The organism is Streptomyces beigongshangae (assembly GCF_019710745.1).
Lineage (GTDB): Bacteria > Actinomycetota > Actinomycetes > Streptomycetales > Streptomycetaceae > Streptomyces > Streptomyces beigongshangae.
Genome location: NZ_JAHKJW010000035.1, coordinates 64,791 through 85,555, shown reverse-complemented (window position 1 = coordinate 85,555; position 20,765 = coordinate 64,791). Strand labels below are relative to the sequence as shown.

At 73.1% G+C, this 20,765-nt stretch carries 18 protein-coding genes and 2 riboswitches; of the genes, 8 read left to right on the top strand and 10 right to left on the bottom strand.

Features of this window, described 5'->3' with window-relative positions; translation table 11 throughout:
• Window positions 1-148: 148 nt before the first annotated feature.
• The 8 genes from KM933_RS25425 to KM933_RS25390 form a co-directional block, all read right to left on the bottom strand.
• Window positions 149-1,015, bottom strand: a complete 867-nt coding sequence (locus tag KM933_RS25425; RefSeq protein ID WP_221356040.1) for an ABC transporter ATP-binding protein — start codon at window positions 1,013-1,015, stop codon at window positions 149-151.
• Entirely contained in the window at window positions 1,012-2,163 is a 1,152-nt protein-coding gene (locus tag KM933_RS25420) for a FecCD family ABC transporter permease (protein ID WP_308013544.1), read from the bottom strand. Before KM933_RS25420 ends, KM933_RS25425 begins: the two co-directional genes overlap by 4 nt.
• Entirely contained in the window at window positions 2,160-3,203 is a 1,044-nt protein-coding gene (locus KM933_RS25415) for an ABC transporter substrate-binding protein (RefSeq protein WP_221356038.1), read from the bottom strand. The genes KM933_RS25420 and KM933_RS25415 overlap by 4 nt, the downstream gene beginning before the upstream one ends.
• Before the next feature lie 30 nt (window positions 3,204-3,233).
• Window positions 3,234-3,410: riboswitch (cobalamin riboswitch) on the bottom strand.
• A gap of 60 nt (window positions 3,411-3,470) precedes the next feature.
• The gene (locus tag KM933_RS25410; RefSeq protein WP_221356036.1) at window positions 3,471-4,220 is read right to left on the bottom strand and encodes a class I SAM-dependent methyltransferase; all 750 of its coding nucleotides are present in this window, start codon (window positions 4,218-4,220) and stop codon (window positions 3,471-3,473) included.
• A gap of 6 nt (window positions 4,221-4,226) precedes the next feature.
• Window positions 4,227-4,364: a hypothetical protein gene (locus tag KM933_RS25405; RefSeq protein WP_221356034.1), complete on the bottom strand. Its 138-nt coding sequence runs from the start codon at window positions 4,362-4,364 to the stop codon at window positions 4,227-4,229.
• On the bottom strand, window positions 4,357-5,595 hold the full coding sequence (locus KM933_RS25400; protein WP_221356032.1) for an ATP-grasp domain-containing protein: 1,239 nt from the start codon (window positions 5,593-5,595) through the stop codon (window positions 4,357-4,359). Before KM933_RS25400 ends, KM933_RS25405 begins: the two co-directional genes overlap by 8 nt.
• The gene (locus KM933_RS25395) at window positions 5,592-6,614 is read right to left on the bottom strand and encodes a cysteine synthase family protein (protein WP_308013543.1); all 1,023 of its coding nucleotides are present in this window, start codon (window positions 6,612-6,614) and stop codon (window positions 5,592-5,594) included. Before KM933_RS25395 ends, KM933_RS25400 begins: the two co-directional genes overlap by 4 nt.
• A complete protein-coding gene (locus KM933_RS25390) occupies window positions 6,611-7,474 on the bottom strand; it encodes a GHMP family kinase ATP-binding protein (protein ID WP_221356028.1) in 864 nt (287 codons plus the stop codon). Before KM933_RS25390 ends, KM933_RS25395 begins: the two co-directional genes overlap by 4 nt.
• Before the next feature lie 58 nt (window positions 7,475-7,532).
• A riboswitch (cobalamin riboswitch) is annotated at window positions 7,533-7,746 on the bottom strand.
• Window positions 7,747-7,987: 241 nt separating this feature from the next.
• Here KM933_RS25390 and KM933_RS25385 point away from each other — a divergent pair.
• The 8 genes from KM933_RS25385 (at window position 7,988) to KM933_RS25350 (ending at window position 18,777) form a co-directional block, all read left to right on the top strand.
• Entirely contained in the window at window positions 7,988-8,971 is a 984-nt protein-coding gene (locus KM933_RS25385) for a ferric reductase-like transmembrane domain-containing protein (RefSeq protein ID WP_221356027.1), read from the top strand.
• A 471-nt stretch (window positions 8,972-9,442) separates the two neighbouring features.
• Window positions 9,443-9,598 (top strand): hypothetical protein, encoded by a 156-nt coding sequence (locus KM933_RS25380; protein WP_149509691.1) that lies wholly within the window; start codon window positions 9,443-9,445, stop codon window positions 9,596-9,598.
• Between the two features lie 259 nt (window positions 9,599-9,857).
• Entirely contained in the window at window positions 9,858-11,669 is a 1,812-nt protein-coding gene (ggt, locus tag KM933_RS25375) for a gamma-glutamyltransferase (RefSeq protein WP_221356025.1), read from the top strand.
• 173 nt (window positions 11,670-11,842) lie between these two features.
• Window positions 11,843-13,810: a hypothetical protein gene (locus tag KM933_RS25370; RefSeq protein WP_221356022.1), complete on the top strand. Its 1,968-nt coding sequence runs from the start codon at window positions 11,843-11,845 to the stop codon at window positions 13,808-13,810.
• Between the two features lie 205 nt (window positions 13,811-14,015).
• Entirely contained in the window at window positions 14,016-14,858 is an 843-nt protein-coding gene (locus KM933_RS25365) for a nitrilase-related carbon-nitrogen hydrolase (protein WP_221356020.1), read from the top strand.
• The gene (locus tag KM933_RS25360; protein WP_430727365.1) at window positions 14,855-16,192 is read left to right on the top strand and encodes an aspartate aminotransferase family protein; all 1,338 of its coding nucleotides are present in this window, start codon (window positions 14,855-14,857) and stop codon (window positions 16,190-16,192) included. The genes KM933_RS25365 and KM933_RS25360 overlap by 4 nt, the downstream gene beginning before the upstream one ends.
• Window positions 16,193-16,301: 109 nt before the next feature.
• A complete protein-coding gene (gene hydA, locus KM933_RS25355; RefSeq protein WP_221356019.1) occupies window positions 16,302-17,705 on the top strand; it encodes a dihydropyrimidinase in 1,404 nt (467 codons plus the stop codon).
• A 52-nt stretch (window positions 17,706-17,757) separates the two neighbouring features.
• On the top strand, window positions 17,758-18,777 hold the full coding sequence (locus KM933_RS25350) for a TIGR03842 family LLM class F420-dependent oxidoreductase (RefSeq protein WP_221356016.1): 1,020 nt from the start codon (window positions 17,758-17,760) through the stop codon (window positions 18,775-18,777).
• A gap of 12 nt (window positions 18,778-18,789) precedes the next feature.
• On the opposite strand, the gene KM933_RS25345 is transcribed toward KM933_RS25350, so the two are convergent.
• Window positions 18,790-19,464 carry a hypothetical protein gene (locus KM933_RS25345; protein WP_260334133.1) on the bottom strand — a complete coding sequence of 225 codons (675 nt, stop codon included), beginning with the start codon at window positions 19,462-19,464 and terminating at the stop codon, window positions 18,790-18,792.
• Window positions 19,465-19,621: 157 nt separating this feature from the next.
• Complete coding sequence (locus tag KM933_RS25340; RefSeq protein WP_221356058.1) at window positions 19,622-20,632, bottom strand: carboxymuconolactone decarboxylase family protein; 1,011 nt, start codon at window positions 20,630-20,632, stop codon at window positions 19,622-19,624.
• Between the last annotated feature and the right edge of the window lie 133 nt (window positions 20,633-20,765).

Here is a 20,765-nt window from a genome sequence, read left to right as displayed (position 1 = left end):
GGACAGCGCCACACACGGCACCGGCACCGGCCTCGGCCCGGCGCCGGTGACCCGCCGCCCGGCCGGCGAACCCCGTCGGGGCAAGGGACGACCCATTCGGTCACCCTGCCCCGACGGGGCTTCCTGCGCGAGGCGGGTGGGGCGGCCGTCACGACGCGGAGCGATCCGCCCCGGCCGAGGCGGCCGGGTGCGGCTCGCCGGGGAGGAAGGTCACCTGGGGTGCGCCCGTGCGCGGATGGATGGTGACCTCGCCGGTCACGCCGTAGACATCGGCCAGCAGCCGGGGCGTGAGGATGTCGGCGGGCGGGCCGGAGGCGCTGACCGTGCCGTCGCGCAGGACGTACAGCCGGTCGCAGTAGTAGGCGGCGAGGTTGAGGTCGTGCAGGGCGACCAGGACCGTGGCCGGCAGGCGGCGCAGCGTGTCCAGGACGTCCAGCTGGTGCCGGATGTCGAGGTGGTTGGTGGGCTCGTCCAGGACGAGCAGGGACGGTTGCTGGGCCAGCGCGCGGGCGATGAGGACGCGTTGGCGTTCGCCGCCGGAGAGGCGGTCGAAGGGGCGGTGGGCCAGGTCGGTGACGTCCACCGCGTCCAGGGCCGCCTCGATCAGGCCGGCGTCCTCGGGGCTGTCCCCGTCGAGCAGCCGTTTGTGCGGGGTGCGGCCCATGGCGACGACCTCGCGCACGGACAGGTCCAAGTCGGCGCCCGATTCCTGCACCACCGCCGCCACGGTCCGGGCCAGTTGCCGCACGGGCAGCGACCAGGCGTCGGTGCCGCCGACCCTGACGTGACCGGCCGCGGGGCGCAGGACGCGGTAGACGGCGCGCAGCAGGCTGGACTTGCCGCTGCCGTTGGGGCCGACGAGGCCGATGACCTCGCCGGGGCGTGCGGTCAGGGAGACGTCCTCGACGAGGCGGTGTGCGCCGGCTGTGAGGGTGACGCCGTCGACGGCGAGCTCGACGGCGGGTCCGGTGGCAGGTCTGGTGGCAGGTTCGACGGCTGGTCCGGTGGCGGTCATGCCCCTCCTCGGCCGGTGGTCCTGCGGGCGTCGCGGCGCATCAGCCACAGGAAGAACGGGCCGCCGCACAGGGCCGTGAGCACCCCGACGGGTATCTCCGCGGGCGCGGCGACCACGCGTGCGGCGATGTCGGCCCAGATGAGGAAGACCGCGCCGCCGAGGGCGGCTGTCGGCAGGACGCGGCGGTGGTCGCCACCGACGGCCAGGCGGACGATGTGCGGCAGCATCAGCCCGACGAAGCCGATCGGCCCGCACGCCGCCACGAGGACGCCGGTGACGAGGGAGAGCAGGACGAACATGCGGGCGCGGAAGCGGGCCACGTCCAGCCCCATGGTCGTGGCGGCCTCCTCGCCGGCGAGCAGCAGATTCAGGTTGCGGGCCTGCGCCATGAGGACGGCGACGCCCACCAGCAGGGCGGCGCCGGGCAGCCACAGGGTGTCCCAGTTGACGCCGCCGAGACCGCCGAGGGTCCAGGCCAGGACCGCGCGGGCCTCGTTGCCCCGGTCGGTGGTGAGCAGCAGCAGGTCGAGGACGGCGGTGAGCACCGCGGCGATGGCCACACCGGACAGCACCAGCCGTGCGGACGTGATCCGGCCGCCGGTACGGGCGGTGGCGTAGACGAGCAGCAGTGCCCCGAGCGCGCCCGCGAACGCGGCGGCCGGCAGCGACGCCGGCCCGAACAGGGTGACGCCGAACACGATCACCGTGACGGCACCCAGCGATGCACCGGAGGAGACGCCGAGCAGGTAGGGCTCGGCGAGCGGGTTGCGGATCAGGGCCTGCAAGGCGGTTCCCACGACCGCCAGTCCGGCGCCGGCGACGGCCCCGAGGAGGACGCGGGGCGCGCGGACGTCCAGCACGATGGTCGCCCGCGCCGGCGACCAGTCCGGTTCCACCCAGTCGGCACCCAGCGCGTGCGTCCCGATGCCCCACACCTGGTAGGGCGGCACCTGGACCGAGCCGATCGCCAGGCCCGCCGTGGCGGAGACGACCAGCAGGACGGCCAGGACGACGAGTGTGACGGTGAGACCGGCCGGGCCGGCCCGCCCGCCGTCCTGTTTCCCGGCCTTCCCGGCCTTCCCGGCTTTCCGGGCCTTCCCGGGTTTCGCGGCGCTTTCGGTGGCGGTGCCGGTGACCGGGGCCGTCACGCGAAGCTCTCGGGACGGAGGCCGCGGGCGAGGTCCTCCACCGCGTAGGCGGACCGCACGCCGACCAGGGTGGCGGTCAGCGGCAGGACGACGAACCGCTTGTTCCTGATGGCGGGCACGTCCTTCAGGGCGGGCTGGGCGAGCAGGAACTCCTTCTTCCGCTCCACGCTGCCGGCGCCCGCGTAGTCGTAGATCGCGATGGCCTCCGGCCTGCGTTCGACGACCTGCTCCCAGGAGACGTCACCGAAGACGTCGTCGAGGTCGGCGAAGACGTTCCTGCCGCCGGCCAGCCGGATCAGTTCGGTGCCCAGGCTCCTGCCGCCCGCGGTGAAGGCGGACTTGTCGCCGCTGTCGTAGACGAAGACGGACACCTCGGGCTCGTCCTCGACGGCGGTGGTGGCCTTGTCGACCCGGGCCCGGAGGTCGGAGACGAGCTCGTCCGCACGCTCGGGCACGCCGAAGATCCTGCCGACGGTGCGGATCTCGTCGTAGGTGTCCTTCATCGTCACCCGCTTCTTGCCGCAGTACTCGCGGTTGAGGTGGGTGTCGATGCCGGCGTCGGCGAACGCGTCGCGGGAGCGGCCCTCGTTCTCGGCGAAGGCGCTGCCGTAACCGCCGTAGACGAGGTCCGGCTCGGCGTCCAGGACGGTCTCGAAGGACGGCTCCTTCTTCGCCAGTTGCGGGATCGACTCGTAGTCCTTCCTCAGTTCCGGAAGGGGGGCCGAGTCGGGGAAGGCGGTGCCGGCCACACGGTCCTTCAGGCCAAGGGCCAGCAGGAGTTCCGCCGGGTGCTGGTGGATGGTGACGACGCGGGCGGGCGCCCTGTCGTACGTCGTCCTCACACCGCAGTTGTCGATGGTGACGGGGAAGCCGTCGGCCGGCGAAGCCGTGGCCTTCGCGTCCTGGGCGGTGTCCTGCGGGGACCCGCAGCCGGCGGTCAGCAGGGCCGCGCACAGGGCGACGGCCGCGGCCCCGGCGCGCGGGGCACCGCGTCGGCGGGCAGGGGTGAACAGCGGGGGACGGGACGTACCGTCGTACACGTGAAGCCTCCTGGGGAGTCCGCGCTCCTCGGATCGGGCCCGCGACAGGCCAGTGTCCTGACTCCCGGATCGGCGTTTCTCCCTGCCTTCCCGCGCGGTGCGCAGTGGCGTGTCGAAGGGTGCACTCCCCGGTCACAGTGGCGGGACCGTGCCGGATTCGCACCGGCTTCCTGTCTCCCGTCGCGGCGATGACCCGGTGATACTACGGTCCGTCCAGCCCGGGGCAAAGGGCGTACGGATCCGCGGGTACGCCTTCGCCGCTCTCCGTCACGCCTCGCGGACCGCCCGCAGGACCAGCCGCTCGGCGTTCTCGTCGTAGGGGCGGCCGTCGAAACCGCCGAAGACCTCGACCCGGCCGAACCCCGCCTCCTCCACCATCCGCCGCAGCTCGACCGCGCTGTACACGAACCACACCAGCGTGGCGCGCGTCACCCGCTCGCCCCGGACCAGGACCCAGTCGCTGCGCAGCCGGGCCCAGTCGTCCAGCACGGTGTCGGTCTGCACCATCAGGTCCTCGCCCCGCCGCACCACCTTGGGCGGGGTGACCCTGCGGGCCAGCAGTTCCTTGCCGGCCAGGTCCAGGACGAGGGTGCCGCCGGGGGCCAGGCAGGTGTGCATGGTGCGCAGTACGCGGGCGTTGTCGGCGGGATCCTCGAAGTAGCCGAAGGAGGTGAACATGTTGAGGACGACGTCGAAGGCGCCCGGTGCCTCGTACGTGCGTGCGTCGGCCTGCACGTACGTGACCCGGTCGCCCGTGTCGGCCGACCGCTTGCGCGCCCGGTCCAGCATGGCGGGGCTCAGGTCGACCCCGGTGACGTCGTGGCCGCGGCGGGCGAGCGGGACCGTGAACACCCCGGGACCGCAGCACAGGTCCAGCACCCGGGCCCCGGTGGGGAAGGCCAGCAGGGGGGAGGTGCCGAGCAGCTCCTCGGCCTGCGTATGGCGTTGCTCGGAGAAGAGGAAGTCGTGGAACTCGGTCCAGAACGCCTCGTCCTGGAATCCGCCCGTCCGTGTCATGCGGTCTCAGTGCTCCTTCGTCGTCAGCGATCCGTCGAGCGCGGACAGTGCGGATAGCGCGGACAGTGCAGATAGTGCGAACAGCACGGGCAGCACGGGCAGCGCGGTCCGCAGGCCCTCCCCGCCCGGTGCGTGTTCAGCCACCCGCGTCCCCGGTCCGCGGGAACGGCTCCGTGAGCACCCGTACGGCGTTGGCGGCGGCCACCGCGTGGTGCGTGGCCAGTTCGGCGCTCTCGGCCTCCGCGTAGACGATGCCCGCGTAACCGCGGCTGTCGGTCAGGTGCTCGACGGGGTCGCCGACGGACCTGACCGGGTACCAGGCGGGTGACCCCGGCATGTCCGCCAGGCGGTCCAGCCCGGCGACACCCGTGAACACCCCGGGCGCGGCCGGGTAGCCCAGGACGAAGGCGACCGCCGGGCCGCCGGGCAGGCCGGCGTCCATGAGGCGGGGACGGCGCCCGAGCGCGGCCTCGATCATCGCCTCGTACACGTTGACGCCGAGCGCCCGGCACATGCCCTCCCCGACCAGGGCGCCGCCGATCCGGGGATTGATCTCGACGACCTCCGGTCCGCCGGCGGTCAGGACGAACTCCACGTGGGCGAAACGGTCGGTGTAGCCGATCGCCGCGAGCACCTCGTCGAGCCACCGCTCCAGCACGGCCCGCCGTGCCTCCGGGAAGGCCACGGGAAACGCGGTGATCTCCTCCCGGAAGTACGGCTCCGGTGACATCAGCCGGCTGGAGACGCCCAGCAGCCGGGTCCGGCCGTCCCAGGTGAGGGTCTCGGCGCTGTACACCGGCCCGCTGAAGTACGGCTCCGCGAACAGCCGCCCCTTCAGCTGCCGCCCGGCCGCCTCGGCCAGGACCGCGGCCAGCTCCGGCTCGTCGCGCACCAGCCAGACGTTCTGACTGCCGGTGCCCGCCGTGTCCTTCAGTACGGCGGGCAGACCGACCTCCTTGAGCAGCACGTCCACCGGTTCCGTCCCGCTCGCCTCCACGGCGCGCCCGCGCGTCAGCCCGGCGCCGTGCAGCCGGTTGCGTACGGCCGCCTTGTCCCGGGTCAGCCGCAGCACGGCCGGGTCGAGACCGGGCAGGCCGAGGCGGTCGGCGAGTTCGGCGCCCGCCAGGGTCCAGGTGTCGGTGGAGCTGATCAGACCGCGCAGCCGGGGTGTCCGGTGCAGCAGATCCGTGAGCCCTTCCACGTCGAAGGTGTCGGTGACGACGACGTCGAGGGCGTCCGCCGGAAGCCTCCGCAGCTCGTAGGAGTAGTAGGCGCGGTCGCGTGTCAGCAGGGTGAGCCGCTCGCCGAGCGCCTCGGCGGCGCGCACCAGGTGTCCGAGACCGAAGGTGAGTGACTCCAGGCACGCCACGGTCATGCCGCTCGCTCCTTCCGGTCGGCCGGGCAGGCGGCGCGCCGCCACGCCATCCTGGACCAGGGCATGGACATCTCCTCGGGGGCGGAGACCTCGACCGGCTTCAGCGCGGCGGGGTCCAGGGCTTCGGTGTGGCGGGCGAAGACGCGTTCGACGTAGCGGTGTCCGGTGTCGGCTCCGATCACCAGGTGCAGCCGGTCGGGGTGGCGGCGGGCCTCGTACGTCGCGGTCAGGTATCCGGCGCCGGTGGAGAGTCCGGCGAAGACCGCGTGGTCGCGCAGCAGGGCGATCGTGCCGGACATGGCGTGGGTGAAGTCCAGCCAGTGCACGGCGTCGTAGAGATGGTGGCGGACGTTGTCGAAGACGATCGACGACCCGATGCCGGCGATGATCGCCTCCGGGTCGTGGTGGTCCTGGCTGCCGAAGGTGACGCTGCCGAACGGCTGGACACCGACGAGGCGCACCGAGGGGTCCGTGGCGCGCAGGCGTTCCACGAGGCCGCCCGTCGAGGCTCCCGAGCCCACCCCTCCGACGACGGTCAGCGCGGCCGCGGGGAACGCGGCCGTGATCCGGTCGGCCACCTCGTGGTACCCGAGGTAGTGGACGTCGTCGTGGTACTGGCGCATCCAGTGCCAGTCGGGATGGCCGGCGAGGAGCTCCCGCACCCGCCGCACCCGCAACTCCTGGTCCAGTTTGAGGTTCTCGGAGGGGCGCACCTGCTCCACGGTGGCGTCGAGGATCTCCAGCTGGGCGCGGGTGGTGGTGTCCACGGTGGTGGACGCGACGATGTGGCAGCGCATGCCGTAGCGGTGACAGGCCAGCGCCAGGGCGTAGGCGTAGATGCCGCTGGAGCTGTCGACCAGGGTCTGTCCCGGGCGGATCGTGCCCCGTTCCAGCAGGTGGCGGACGGCTGCGAGCGCGGAGTAGATCTTCATCGACTCGAACCGGACGAGGACGAGGCCGTCCGTGAGCCGGACGAGATCGGGGACCTTCAGGGCGTCGGCGATGTGGGGGTGGGTCACCCATAGCCTCCTCGGGCGAAGGAACACTGGTGGCCGAGCGAGTGGAAGAAGGCGGACAGGTCGGATTTCAGGTCGGTGCTCGGGCGGCCGGGAAAGAGGTAGCCGATCAGGCATCCCGTGTGGGCGACGAAGACGCCGTCGGCGCCGAACCGCTCCTGATGGGCCAGCATGCTGTCGAACGTCGCCTTCGGCAGCACGCTCTGCGACAGGGTCGCGCTGGCGGTGGCGGCCCGGGCGACGGCGGCCGGATCACCGGAGGCGAAGCCCTTCAGCAGGTCGGTCAGGCACCGCTCGTACTCCTCCCCGTGCCGCCGGTAGTGCGCCAGCAGCAGGCCGGTGACGGCGGCGGTGTCCACCGTCCCGGGCTCGGTGACGTACGCCGTGTGGAAGCCGATGTCCGTGCCCAGGCGCTGCACCACCCGGTGCCGGCCACTGAGGTACAGCGCGAACTCGTCGAGGAAGACGCTGTCGGCCCGCTCGATCGCGGCCAGGATGCCGAGGACCACGTCCGTGTCGTACGGCAGGGCGAAGAGCCGGAACAGGCAGCGCAGGGTGGCCACGACGTCGGCGGTCGAACTCGCCATCCCCACGCCCACCCGCAGGTCGGAGTGGGCGCTCCAGCGGCCCGGCGGCAGGGTGAGCCCGAAGTGTTCCAGGAAGAGCCGGGCCGCGCTCGCGGACTTCGCACCGGCGGGTGGCGGGCCCGGCGGCCCGGTGTCCTGGGTGAAGTGCGCCCAGGAGTGGCGGTCCACGGGGAACGACACGATGGCGATGTCCGGCTCCGTGCCCGCCCGCAGCGGGCCCTGGTACAGCTCGCCCAGCGTGCCGTGGCAGACGCCGGACACGGTACGGCCCGTCACGAAACCCTCCTCCGTACCGCCGACCCGGTCCTCGAGGTCACCGTGCACCGCCCGCACATCGCGTACGGGCGCAGTGGCAGGTCTTCGGACTCGTGGGCTCGCTCGCCGGGGACACCGGTCACCGGTGGGCACCTACCGGCCGTCGCTTCCCCGGCCCCGCACGACTCGGGCCCAGTGCTGTTGACGGCTCTCGTTCCCACTCACCGCTGCGGGACAGTCCCGGATTCCCACCGGGTTCCCTCTTGCGTCGCGCCACCGGACCCGGACGGACAGGAGGCTCGAACCGACTGCGGTCATCAGCGTAGGGTGACTCCTTCCGGTGCGGCAGGGGCGCGGCGGCAGTTGTCCGGATGCGATCGGTCGGGCGGCGCCGGAACCCTGGGACGATCCGGCAGATCCGGACGACGACTCTGGCCGGATGTGCTCTGCGTAATCCCCGCCACACCCTTCACACTGGTGCGTCGACGTCACCCGCACCTCTCCCCTCGCAGGACCGCGCCCGGAAGGCCCAGGATGCTGCCAGAGACGACGCCGGAGGGCGACGGCACGACGGCCCCGCCGCTCACCCGTGACAAGCGTGCGCCCGAGCGCGTCGACCTGCGTGCCGACCTGCGCTCCGCGCTCCCCGACGCGAGTGCCGCCGTCCTGGTCACGGCGGCCGTCTTCGCGTTCCTGTACGCCCGCATGGAGTCGGGTGACTCGGCGACGGTCGCGGTCATGCCGTTCATGGACGACGCCGGTACGTACTGGATGTATCTGCTCAGCCAGGCGTTCGGCTGGTCGGGCCTGCTGTGGGCCTGGGGCACGGTCGTGCTCGGCCTGCTGCTGTCGGGGCCGCGTCCCGCCCGATTGCCGGTGTCCCGGCAGGTGCTGGAACGCTGGCACCGCACCACGAGCCTGACCACGATGGCCCTGATGTTCGCGCACGCGCTGATGTTCGCGGCGGAACTCGTGCGCTACGAGGCGGAGGCGACCTGGCTCGATCGGCTGTGGACGGGGTTCGCCGACACGTTCGTGCCCGGCTGGTACGACTCGGGCACCGGCCGGATCGCCATTCCGCTGGGACAGGGTGCTCTGTATCTGGCCGTCCCCCTGGGCCTGTTGTTCTACGTCCGCCACCGCATCGGTGCCGGCACCTGGCGCCGGCTGCACCGCTTCGTCGTCGTCGTGTACGTGCTGAGCGTGTGGCACACCCTGCTGTACGGCACCAACGTCTGGTACGGCGAGTGGCCGCGCACCGTCCTGTGGCTGCTGCAGCTCCCGGTCGCGGCGCTGCTGCTGGCCCGGCTGCTGCGGCCCGCCCGGCGGGCCGAGCGGCTGGGCGCACCGACGCGGCGCGAGGGCGTGTCGGTGCCGGGCTGGGTGACGCGGGCAGCCGGCCGGGTGGCCGCCGGGGCCGTCGTGGTGGGCCTCGTCGTCGTGGTGGTGTCCGGCCATGACGGCGGCCGTGAACGCCCGGCCGAACCGCCAGCGACGGGTCCGCACGAGCCCGAGTGACTCACGGCCGCGCACCCGGGAGCGGGGGCGACCGGTCGAGGGGACGACGACCGGCGACAGGGCGCCGACGGGGCGACGACGGGCCGAGGAGGCCGGCGCGGATCCGCCGCGGTCCCGCCGCGGTGATCGGCGGGCGGCGGCGGGACGGGTCCGCGGGCGGGGAGCGGCCGGTGTCGACCGGGGCCCGGCGGCGTGCCTCGGGACCGCCCCCGCGGGGGCCGGGACCTTCCCCACGCCGATGCCCGGGTGCGCAACGGCAGCCGGAGACCGCGGGGACCGGCCCGGCCGGGCAACCGCTTCCCGGCGAATTCCCGAGGAGGTGCGTGGATGCCGTGTCGCCGGGCACAAGGGCTATCGCACCGAGGCCCTGGTGCACTTCGGAGCCGGGACCTACCGGTCGAGCAACATCCGGGCCGCTGTGAAGCTCATACGCACACGCGTCTGAGCCGGACCTGACGACAGGAGCTTGAAATGATCATCCTTGGGCTTATTCTGCTGCTCATCGGCCTGCTTGTCGGCATGGGGCTGCTCACGACGATCGGCGGCATCCTCATTCTGGTGGGCGTCGTCCTGTGGGTCCTGGGTGCGACCGGACGCGCGGTCGGTGGACGCAAGCACTTCTTCTAGGAGCGGGGCGCCCCATCGGCGGTGTCCTCCCCGTTGCGAACCACCGTCGCGTCTTGAGTACCGCCATCGCGTCCTGAGTCAGGGCCCCTGACGAAGGACGCCGACGATCACCCCAGGACGATGGCACGGAACGATGCCGCGCACGTCGTCAGTCAGGGGCGCGCATGCCCGCGGGCACAGCATCGGTGCCCGGGAGGTACCTGACGTGGCCCCGATGCGGAAGTTACGCTGCGCGGAGGGTCGTTCACTGGAGGTACGGATGGGGCGCTCGGTCGCACGCGGACTTGCTGTACTGGCGGTTTCGGCCGCGGTGGTGTCGGTGGGGGCGGCGCCGCCCTCCTCGGGAACCGCCGGGCAGGATTCCCGCCCGGCGGAGAAGGTACCGGTCGCCGTCGGGCACGGCGGAGCCGTCGCGAGCGTCGACGCCGACGCCTCCGCCGCCGGTGTGGAGATCCTCCGCAAGGGCGGCAACGCGGTGGACGCGGCCGTCGCCACGGCAGCCGCCCTGGGCGTCACCGAGCCCTATTCGGCGGGCATCGGCGGAGGCGGCTACTTCGTCTACTACGACGCCCGCTCCCGTACGGTGCACACGATCGACGGACGCGAGACGGCGCCCCTGACGGCCGACTCCGGGCTCTTCCTGGAGGACGGCCGGCCGATCCCGTTCGCCGACGCGGTGACCAGCGGCCTCGCCGTCGGCACCCCCGGCACCCCCGCCACCTGGCGGACGGCACTGGACAGCTGGGGCAGCGAGCGGCTCGGGGCGCTGCTGAAGCCGGCCGAGCGGCTGGCGCGGGACGGGTTCACCGTGGACGCCACGTTCCGCTCGCAGACCGAGGCCAACGAGGCGCGGTTCAGGAACTTCCCGGACACGGCCGAGCTGTTCCTGCCGGGCGGCTCGCTGCCGGTGGTCGGCTCGACGTTCAGGAACCCGGACCTGGCGCGCACGTACGCCGAGCTGGGCCGCAAGGGCGTGGGCGCGCTGTACCGCGGCGAACTCGCCGAGGACATCGTCGACACGGTCAACAAGCCCCCGGTGGACCCGGCCTCGGGCTACGACGCCCGCCCCGGCGACCTGTCGCTGAAGGACCTGGCCACGTACCGCGCGAAGCGGCAGGCGCCCACGAGGACCTCGTACCGCGGACTGGGCGTCTACTCCATCGCCCCGTCGTCCTCCGGCGGCACCACGGTCGGCGAGGCCCTCAACATCCTGGAGCGCACCGACCTCTCGAAGGCATCGGAGGTCCGGTACCTGCACCGGTTCATCGAGGCGAGCCGCATCGCCTTCGCGGACCGGGGGCGCTGGGTGGGCGACCCCGCCTTCGAGGACGTACCGGCGAAGGAACTGCTCTCGCAGCGGTTCGCCGACTCGCGCGAGTGCCTGATCGAGGACGACGCGGTGCTCACGAGCCCGCTGGCACCCGGCGACCCCCGCGACCCGGCGGCCTGCGCGCCGGGCGGGAAGGCCGCGCCTACGACGTACGAGGGCGAGAACACGACCCATCTGACGACGGCCGACAAGTGGGGCAACGTCGTCGCGTACACCCTCACCATCGAGCAGACCGGCGGCAGCGGGATCACCGTCCCGGACCGCGGGTTCATCCTCAACAACGAGCTGACCGACTTCTCCTTCGCCCCGGCGAACCCGGCGGTGCACGACCCGAACCTGCCCGGGCCCGGGAAGCGCCCGCGCTCGTCGATCTCGCCGACGATCGTGCTCGACCGCCACGACCGGCCGGTGGTGGCGCTGGGATCGCCCGGCGGGGCGACCATCGTGACGACGGTCCTCCAGACGCTGACGGGGTTCCTGGACCGGGGGCTGCCGCTCGTCGACGCGATCGCGGCCCCGCGGGCCAGCCAGCGGAACCAGACGACCACCGAGCTCGAACCGGGCCTGTGGGACAGCCCGTCGAGGGCCCGGCTGGAAGCCCTCGGGCACGGATTCCGGCAGAATCCGGAGATCGGCGCGGCGACGGGGGTGCAGCGGCTGCCCGACGGGAAGTGGCTGGCGGCGGCGGAGACCGTGCGCCGCGGCGGCGGGTCGGCGATGGTGGTGCGGCCTTCGCGGTGACCGGGTGAGCCGCCTTTGAGGGGGCGTGTGCTTGGATGTTGCACTCCGTCCCGTCACGTTCCGGGGCGGGGACCGCACGCTGCGTCCGGGGGAGGACCCGTCGTGGCGCATCCGTGACACGAATGGTGTTTTCTACGGCCCGGAGCACTCCGGGCCGGCGTGGGGTGAAGGCGATGGCAGTGGAACAGCTCCCGGACGAGATACGGGAGTTCGCGCAGTACTTCAACGGCCTGCTGTCCGGGCTCGACCAGGGCGGCGGCTGGTGCGGTGTGTTCTGGCAGCGCGACCCCGAGGGGATGCGGGCCTGCCTGGACGGTGCGGAGGTGCCGCCCTGGGACGTCGTGGAGGCCGTCCTGCAGGACCTGGCCGCCCACTACGGCGACGCCGCCGCCGCTCAGCAGGCCGAGCGGGTCCGGGCCCTGCACGCCGCCTCCCTCGCCGCGTACGACGCACGGCCCGGCGGCCGTGACGCCCTCTACGACCGCCTGGACGTCATGCTGCGGGAACAGCGGTACGCGGCCGAACGGCTCTCCGAGCTCGGACGCTCGCTCCACGCGGCCACCACCCGCGAGGAGGCCGACTCCCTCCGCCTCGACCTGGCCTGGGCCCGCGACGACCACGATCGCGCGACGGCCCGCTGCGCCGAGATCCGCCACCGGATAGACGCGTTGGACCGGCGGTCGGCGGGCGGGCACGCGCAGGGGACCCTCCCGATACCGCTCGTCGTCGATGACGGAGGTGCGTTCCTGGTCGATCAACCGGGAGAGGCAGAGGGAGGAGAGGAGCGGAAGGGAGAAGGAGGGAGAGGGAGGGAAGGGAGAGAGACGGAGAGGCAGACGGAGGGTCAAGTACAAGTACAAGTACACGGACAGGTACGGCTACAGGTACAGGACCAAGCGCAGGCACGGGGCTACGGCGAGGCGCACGGCGCCGCCGGGCCCGGCAGGACCGGGGAAGCCGGCGGAGACGGCCCCGGGGGACGGGCAGCCGCCCCGCGCGTCGGTGCGCAGCGGCCGGCGCCGGACGAGGACGACTGGCCGGACCTCTGGCGCGACGCCTCCGCGGACCGGGCCGCGCGGCAGAACGCCGCCGCCTCGTCCTCCGACCTGGACCCGGCCTCCGCTGCGGGCCCGTCCTCCGACCTGAGCCCGTCCTCCGTCCCGAGCCCGGCCCTCGACTCGCGTGCGGCCTTCGACCCGGACCCGGACACCGACTCGCGTCCGGCTTCCGGTACGGGCCCGGGCACCGGCACGGCCCCGGCTCCCGAGGCGGGCCCGGGCGCCCCTGCGGACCCGGTCGTCGACACGGGCTGGGCCGTCACCACGGGCCCCGCCACGCAGACGGCTCCGGAAGCCGGCACCGGCCCGGCGTTCCCCGCCGACCCCGTGCCTGCCGCACCCGCCCCCAAGCGGCGTTTCAAGCGCCGTGTCCGAGGCGGCGCCCGGTCCGTGGGCACGACGGCCGCCCAGGCGGAGGCGGCGACAGAAGCGACAGCGCCGCCGGAGAACGGTGAGAGCGGCGCGGGCACCGCCGCACTCCCTGCTCAGCAGCCACCGCCGGTACCGCATCCCGTCGGCGAGCGGCCCGAACCGGCTCGCGAACCGCTGGACGACGAGGCGCGGCGCACCACGGCCGCGACCGTCGAGAACCTCGTCCGGCTGCGCCGCGAGGGCCGCAGCGGCGAGGCGCACACCGTACTGGTCGAGGCCGCGTACTGGCCCGCGGCCCACCTCCCGCTCCTCGCCGCCGAACTGCATCGCGCCGGTCTCGGCGCCGACTGGGCCACCCTCCTCTGGGAGGCGGTCTCACTGCCCGCGGACCGGCTGGTCGCCGCGGCCGACGCGCTGGTGGCGGCCGGACGCGCGGCGGACGGCGAGCAGATGCTGCGCCAGGGCGTCGTGCGCCCGGCCGCCGAGATAGGCGAGGCGGTCCTGGACCTCGCCGGGGAGGGCCGGCACCGCGAGGTCCGTGTCCTCCTCGACGCGTACGTCCGTGTCCGCACCCCAGAAGAGGCCGCCCGCAGCGCCGACGCCGACCCCCGGCTGCTCGCCCCGCTCCTCCTGGAGGCGGCCCGCGACGTCTCGGAGCAGCGTCACTGGGACCTGGTCCACGCCCTCCGGGTGGCGGGCCACGCGGTGTGAGGGGCCACAGGTGATCCACAGGTGATCCGTAGGTGATCCACGGATGGTCCGCGAGGGATCACCCACAGGGGTGCGAAACCTGATCGACTCCGGCTGTTGACGACGATGGCCTTGCCCAGCGCGGCGGCGAGGCTTACTTTCGTGGCTCCACGCCCTGTGTCTACGGGCGTAGAGGCTCTCTGACGCCACGTCGAAGGAGCAGCTCATGGCCCACGTCGTACGCGCCGCCCTGGTCCAGGCCACCTGGACCGGCGACACCGCATCCATGGTGGCCAAACACGAGGAGCACGCCCGCGAGGCGGCCCGCCGGGGCGCGGGGATCATCGGATTCCAGGAAGTCTTCAACGCCCCCTACTTCTGCCAGGTCCAGGAGCCGGAGCACCACCGCTGGGCGGAACCCGTGCCGGACGGCCCGACCGTCACCCGGATGCGGGAACTCGCCCGTGAGACGGGCATGGTCGTCGTGGTCCCGGTGTTCGAGGTCGAGCAGTCCGGTCTCTACTTCAACACCGCCGCGGTCGTCGACGCCGACGGCACGTACCTCGGCAAGTACCGCAAGCACCACATCCCCCAGGTCAAGGGCTTCTGGGAGAAGTACTACTTCAAGCCGGGCAACCTGGGCTGGCCCGTCTTCGACACCGCGGCCGGCAAGGTCGGCGTCTACATCTGCTACGACCGCCACTTCCCGGAGGGCTGGCGCCAGCTCGGCCTGAACGGCGCCCAGATCGTCTACAACCCGTCGGCGACCTCCCGCGGCCTCTCCGCCCACCTGTGGCAGCTGGAGCAGCCCGCCGCCGCCGTCGCCAACGCGTACTTCGTCGCCGCGATCAACCGGGTCGGCGAGGAGGAGTACGGGGACAACGACTTCTACGGGACGTCGTACTTCGTCGACCCGCGAGGACAGTTCGTCGGGGAGCCGGCGAGCGACAGGAGCGAGGAACTCGTCGTCCGCGACCTCGACCTCGGTCTGATCGAGGAGGTCCGGCAGCAGTGGGCCTTCTACCGGGACCGCCGCCCCGACGCGTACGAAGGACTGGTGCGGCCGTGACGGCGGACGCCCCGCGGGGCGGTGCGGTACGGGAGCCGGCGCGCGGCCCGGACGAGGACCTGCACCGGCGCCACCGGGCCGTCCTGCCCGACTGGCTCGCCCTCTACTACGCCGACCCGGTCGAGCTGACCCACGGCGAGGGCCGCCACGTCTGGGACGCCGACGGCAACAGGTACCTCGACTTCTTCGGCGGCATCCTCACCACGATGACCGCGCACGCCCTTCCCGAGGTGACCAGGGCCGTCAGCGAACAGGCCGCCCGGCTCAACCACTCCTCCACGCTCTACCTCAACCGGCCGATGGTCGACCTCGCCGAGCGGATCGCCACGCTGTCGGGCATCCCGGACGCGCGCGTCTTCTTCACGACCTCGGGCACCGAGGCCAACGACACGGCGCTGCTCCTGGCCACCGCGTACCGCCGCAGCAACCAGATCCTGGCGATGCGCAACAGCTACCACGGCCGCTCGTTCAGCGCGGTCGGCATCACCGGCAACAAGGGGTGGTCGCCGACCAGCCTGTCGCCCCTCCAGACGCTGTACGTGCACGGCGGCGTCCGCACCCGGGGCCCGTACGCCGGTCTCGACGACGCCGGGTTCATCGCGGCCTGCGTCGCCGACCTGGAGGACCTCCTGGGGCATGCGCGGGCGCCCGCGGCGCTCATCGCCGAGCCCGTCCAGGGCGTCGGCGGCTTCACCTCCCCGCCGGACGGCCTGTACGCGGCGTTCCGCGAGGTCCTCCAGGAGCACGGCATCCTGTGGATCACCGACGAGGTGCAGACCGGCTGGGGCCGGACCGGCGACCACTTCTGGGGCTGGCAGGCACACGGGCAGAGCGGCCCGCCGGACATCCTGACCTTCGCCAAGGGCATCGGCAACGGCATGTCGGTCGGCGGGGTCGTCGCCCGTGCCGAGGTCATGAACTGCCTCGACGCGAACTCCCTCTCGACCTTCGGTGGCACCCAGGTCACCATGGCCGCGGGCCTCGCCAACCTCACGCACCTCCTGGAGCACGACCTCCAGGGCAGTGCCCGCAAGGTCGGCGCGCTGCTCATCGAGCGGCTGCGGACCGCCACCGCGGGATTCCCGGGCGTACGGGAGGTCAGGGGCCGCGGACTCATGATCGGCATCGAGCTGGTGCGGCCCGGCACCGACCGGGCCGACCCCGGCGCGGTGGCCGCCGTGCTCGAAGCGGCCCGCCGGGGCGGTCTGCTGATCGGCAGGGGCGGCGGCCACAGCACCAGTGTGCTCAGGATCGCCCCGCCGCTCTCCCTCACGGCCGCGGAGGCGGAGGAGGGCGCCGCGATCCTGGAGCGCGCGCTGCGCGACAGCCTCTGAGCGGGAGCCCGCGCGCCTTCGGGGGCCCGGACGACCGCGCGACCCGGGGCCTCTCGCTCCAGGGGTCTCCCGCCCCGGAGGCCGGGGCACCACGACAGGAGGGGACAACATGAGCAGCCGTACCGTCATCCGCGGGGGCCTGGTCGTCACCGCGTCCGACGAACTCCACGCGGACGTCCTCGTCGAGGACGGCCGTGTCGCGGCCCTCGCCGCGAGCGGCACCCCCGCCGCCGCGGCCTGGAGCGCCGGGCGCACCGTCGACGCCACCGGGAAGTACGTCGTCCCGGGCGGCGTCGACGCCCACACCCACATGGAGCTGCCCTTCGGCGGCACCCTCGCCTCCGACTCCTTCGAGACCGGCACCCGCGCCGCCGCCTGGGGCGGCACGACCACGATCATCGACTTCGCGGTCCAGAGCACCGGCCGCTCCCTGCGCGAGGGCCTCGACGCCTGGCACGCCAAGGCCGACGGCAGGTGCGCCGTCGACTACGGCTTCCACATGATCGTCTCCGACGTGAACGAGGAGACGCTCAAGGAGATGGACCTGCTGGTCGAGGAGGGCGTCACCTCGTTCAAGCAGTTCATGGCCTACCCGGGCGTCTTCTACAGCGACGACGGCCGGATCCTGCGCGCCATGCAGCGCGCCGCCGGGAACGGCGGCCTGATCATGATGCACGCCGAGAACGGCATCGCGATCGACGTGCTGGTGGAGCAGGCGCTCGCACGGGGCGAGACGGATCCCCGTCACCACGGCGAGGTCCGCAAGGCGCTCCTGGAGGCCGAGGCCACCCACCGTGCCATCAGGCTCGCCCAGGTGGCCGGCGCACCGCTGTACGTCGTGCACGTCTCGGCGGCGGAGGCGGTCGCCGAGCTGGTCCGGGCCCGCGACGAGGGCCTGGACGTCTTCGGCGAGACCTGTCCGCAGTACCTGTTCCTGTCGGCGGACAACCTCGCGGAGCCGGACTTCGAGGGCGCCAAGTACGTGTGCTCGACACCGCTGCGGCCGAAGGAGCACCAGGCGGCCCTGTGGCGGGGCCTGCGCACGAACGACCTCCAGGTCGTCTCCACCGACCACTGCCCCTTCTGCTTCACCGGCCAGAAGGAGCTGGGCCGCGGCGACTTCTCGAAGATCCCCAACGGGCTCCCGGGCGTCGAGAACCGGATGGACCTGCTGCACCAGGCCGTCGTCGACGGTCACATCTCGCGCCGCCGCTGGATCGAGATCGCCTGCGCCACCCCGGCCCGGATGTTCGGCCTTTACCCGAAGAAGGGGACGATCGCGCCGGGCGCCGACGCGGACATCGTCGTCTACGACCCGCACGCCGAGCAGGTCATGTCCGCCCGGACCCATCACATGAACGTCGACTACTCGGCGTACGAGGGCAGGCGCACCACCGGCCGTGTCGAGACGGTCCTGTCGCGCGGCGAGCCCGTCATCACCGAGCGGGAGTTCACGGGCCGCGCCGGACACGGCGTCCACACCCCCCGCGCCACCTGCCAGTACCTCACCTGAACCACCCGAGCCACCCGAGTCACCCGACCTCCCCGAACCAGGAGCGGTGCCCATGGACTTCGGACTAGTCCTGCAGACCGACCCGCCCGCCTCCCGCGTCATCGGCCTGATGGAGCGGGCCGAGCGCAACGGCTTCACGTACGGCTGGACCTTCGACTCCGCCGTGCTCTGGCAGGAGCCGTTCGTGATCCACAGCCAGATCCTGGCCCGCACGACCGGACTGAAGGTAGGCACGATGGTGACGAACCCGGGCACCCGCGCCTGGGAGGTCACCGCCTCCACCTTCGCCACGCTCAACGACATGTTCGGCAACCGCACGGTCTGCGGCATCGGACGGGGCGACTCGGCGATGCGCGTGGCGGGGCGCAAGCCCCACACCCTCGCGCGGCTCAGCGAGGCCATGAAGGTGATCCGCGCCCTCGGCCGGGGCGAGGAGGCCGACCTCGGCGGCACGGTCGTCAGGTTCCCGTGGGTCGGGCCGGGCGCCGAACTGCCCGTCTGGATGGCCGCGTACGGCCCCAGGGCCCTGAAGACGGCCGGTGAGGAGGCCGACGGGTTCATCCTCCAGCTCGCCGACCCGTACCTCACCGCGTACATGGTCGAGGCGGTGCGGACCGCGGCCGCCGGGGCCGGGCGCGACCCGGCCGACGTCACCGTCTGCGTGGCCGCGCCCGCCTACGTCACCGGGGACGACTCGCCCGGGGCGCTCGCCCACGCGCGTGAGCAGTGCCGCTGGTTCGGCGGCATGGTCGGCAACCACGTCGCCGACCTCGTCTCCCGGTACGGCGAGGACTCCGCCGCCGTCCCCCGGGAACTCACCGACTACATCAGGTCCCGCGAGGGCTACGACTACGCGCACCACGGACGCAGCGGGAACCCCGACACGCGGTTCGTGCCCGACGGGATCGTGGACCGGTTCTGCCTGATCGGCCCGGCCGGACAGCACGTCGAGAAGCTGAACGCCCTGCGGGAGCTGGGCGTCGACCAGTTCGCCCTGTACGCCATGCACGACGCGCAGGAGGCGGTCATCGACGCGTACGGATCGACCGTCATCCCTGCCGTCGGCGGCTGACGGCGGCCGCTTCTACCGGGCGGCCTCCAGCGCTGCCACCCCCTCCTCGGCGGCCCTGAGGGCACCCTTGTTGATCTCGTCGGTACCGGGTGCCTTCCGGGTCTCGAAGTCACTGCCGTCGTACGTGACGACCACCAGGGCGTTGGACGCGCGGACGATCACCGTGCCCTCGCGTGTCTGCTGCTTGTCGGCGGTGGTCAGGTTCACCACCGAGTAGGCATCGTCCCCGATACCGGGGACCGCACCGCCGCCGCTCTTCTCCGCCGTACGCTGCTCGTAGGCGGCCTGCGCGGCCTCGTCGGACTTCTTGATCTCGTACGAGATGTCGAGCCAGCGGTAGTCGAACCCCTTGAGCGCGTTCCAGGAACACGTGCGGCGCAGCGACTCGTCGGTCGAGGGGAGCTCCTTGCCGGCCGCTTCGGCGCCGGGCACCAGCGAGGCCACCGTCCTCCTCGCCACGCCCTCGCAGGGCGCGGGGGAGTCGCGGTACGTCCGGCGGGCCGCGGCGGTCGCGGCGGTCGCCGGTGCCGACGGTGACGCCCTGTCGTCGGAGGCGGCGGGCTTCTTCTCCGCGGCCACGGGTGCGGCGAGCGGCCCGGCCGCCAGCGCCCAGCCCGCCGTGGCGAGCACGACGACCGGCGCCAGACGCGCGGTGAGAGCGAGAGGAAGAGAACGCACGGCGCACATTTCGTGGGGACGGTGCGGAGCGGTCCGCACGGCGGACGGGAGACGGGACGACAGTGTCACATGTGCGGCCGCGGGGCGGAAGTGCGAACCCTCCCCCTGCCCGCACGTGCCCGTGTGTGCCCGTACGGTGACGGGAACGCCCCCGGCCCCGGGCGGGTCAGGTGCCCCCCAGTGGCAGCGCCCGCTCGATGCGGTCCACCGCGGCGAACGCGCCGTACGCGATCAGCCGGACCAGGCAGTCGTCCGTGTACGGCGGCTTCTTCCAGGCGGCCACGTCTTCGTCGGTGATCCGGTACGGGGCCAGCGCGGCCAGCATCGCCAGCCGCGCCCCGGGCCGGTCCCCGCGGCCGGGCAGGGCGTCCCATACCAGCGGCTGATGCGTACCGTCCCAGGCCGCGACGGTGTCCCGCACGAGGCCGCGGTCGGCCTCGGTCAGCAGTCCGGCGCCCGCCGCGGCGGCCGTCCGCAGCGCCGCGTAGGCCGGGCCGACCGGTGTCCCCGCCGCCCAGGACGGGCCGGGGCCCGCGTCGCCGTCGAGGAGGGCGATGCTCGTGCCCGGGACCGGACGCCGGCGCAGGGTCTTCGCCACGGAACGGCCGGCGAGGCTGCGGACCGGCCTGAACCGCTGGGCGTTGCCGGGCAGCAGGTTCTCGGTGAGCAGGGCCGAGACGATCCGGTTGATGAAGTGGAAGGACAGGGCGGTGCCCACGTACGCGGCGGTGTGCCGGACGAAGAAGGGCAGCGGGGTGAGGTCCGGGCTGCCCGGTGTGCGGGTCGCCTCGCCCCAGGCGAGCATGCGCGCCTGTACCTCCTTCTGCGGGGCGCGGCCGCGGGCCAGGCGCTCCGCGAGAGCGTGGTCGCCGGTGGCGTGCAGCAGGACGGTGTGCGCGTCCACGCAGAACGAACACCTGTTGGCGCGGGAGACCCCCAGGGCGGCCAGTTCCTTGCCGGTGCGGCTGCCGTCCCCCGCGAGGAGCGACTCCCGCATCAGCGCCCAGGTGGCGGCGAGCAGGCCGGGCGAGGAGGACAGGACGACGAAGGTGGGTGCGCCCTCGACGCCGAAGTCCTCCGCGAGCTGCCGGTAGACCTCGGCGGTGCGGCCGGTGGCGCACCCGGGCGGCGGGGGCTCGGTGTGGCGGAAGGGCGCGGTCGTGAACGGCGCGGTCATGAGGGCGAGGGCTCCGGACGGAGTCCTCCTGGAAGCGGTGCCGGGCGTGACGCCGGTCCGTGCGGTGCCGATGGCCGTGGTCCTCGTCGGCGGGGTGACGGTCGGGATGGATCCGGCCGCCTTGGACTCGGCC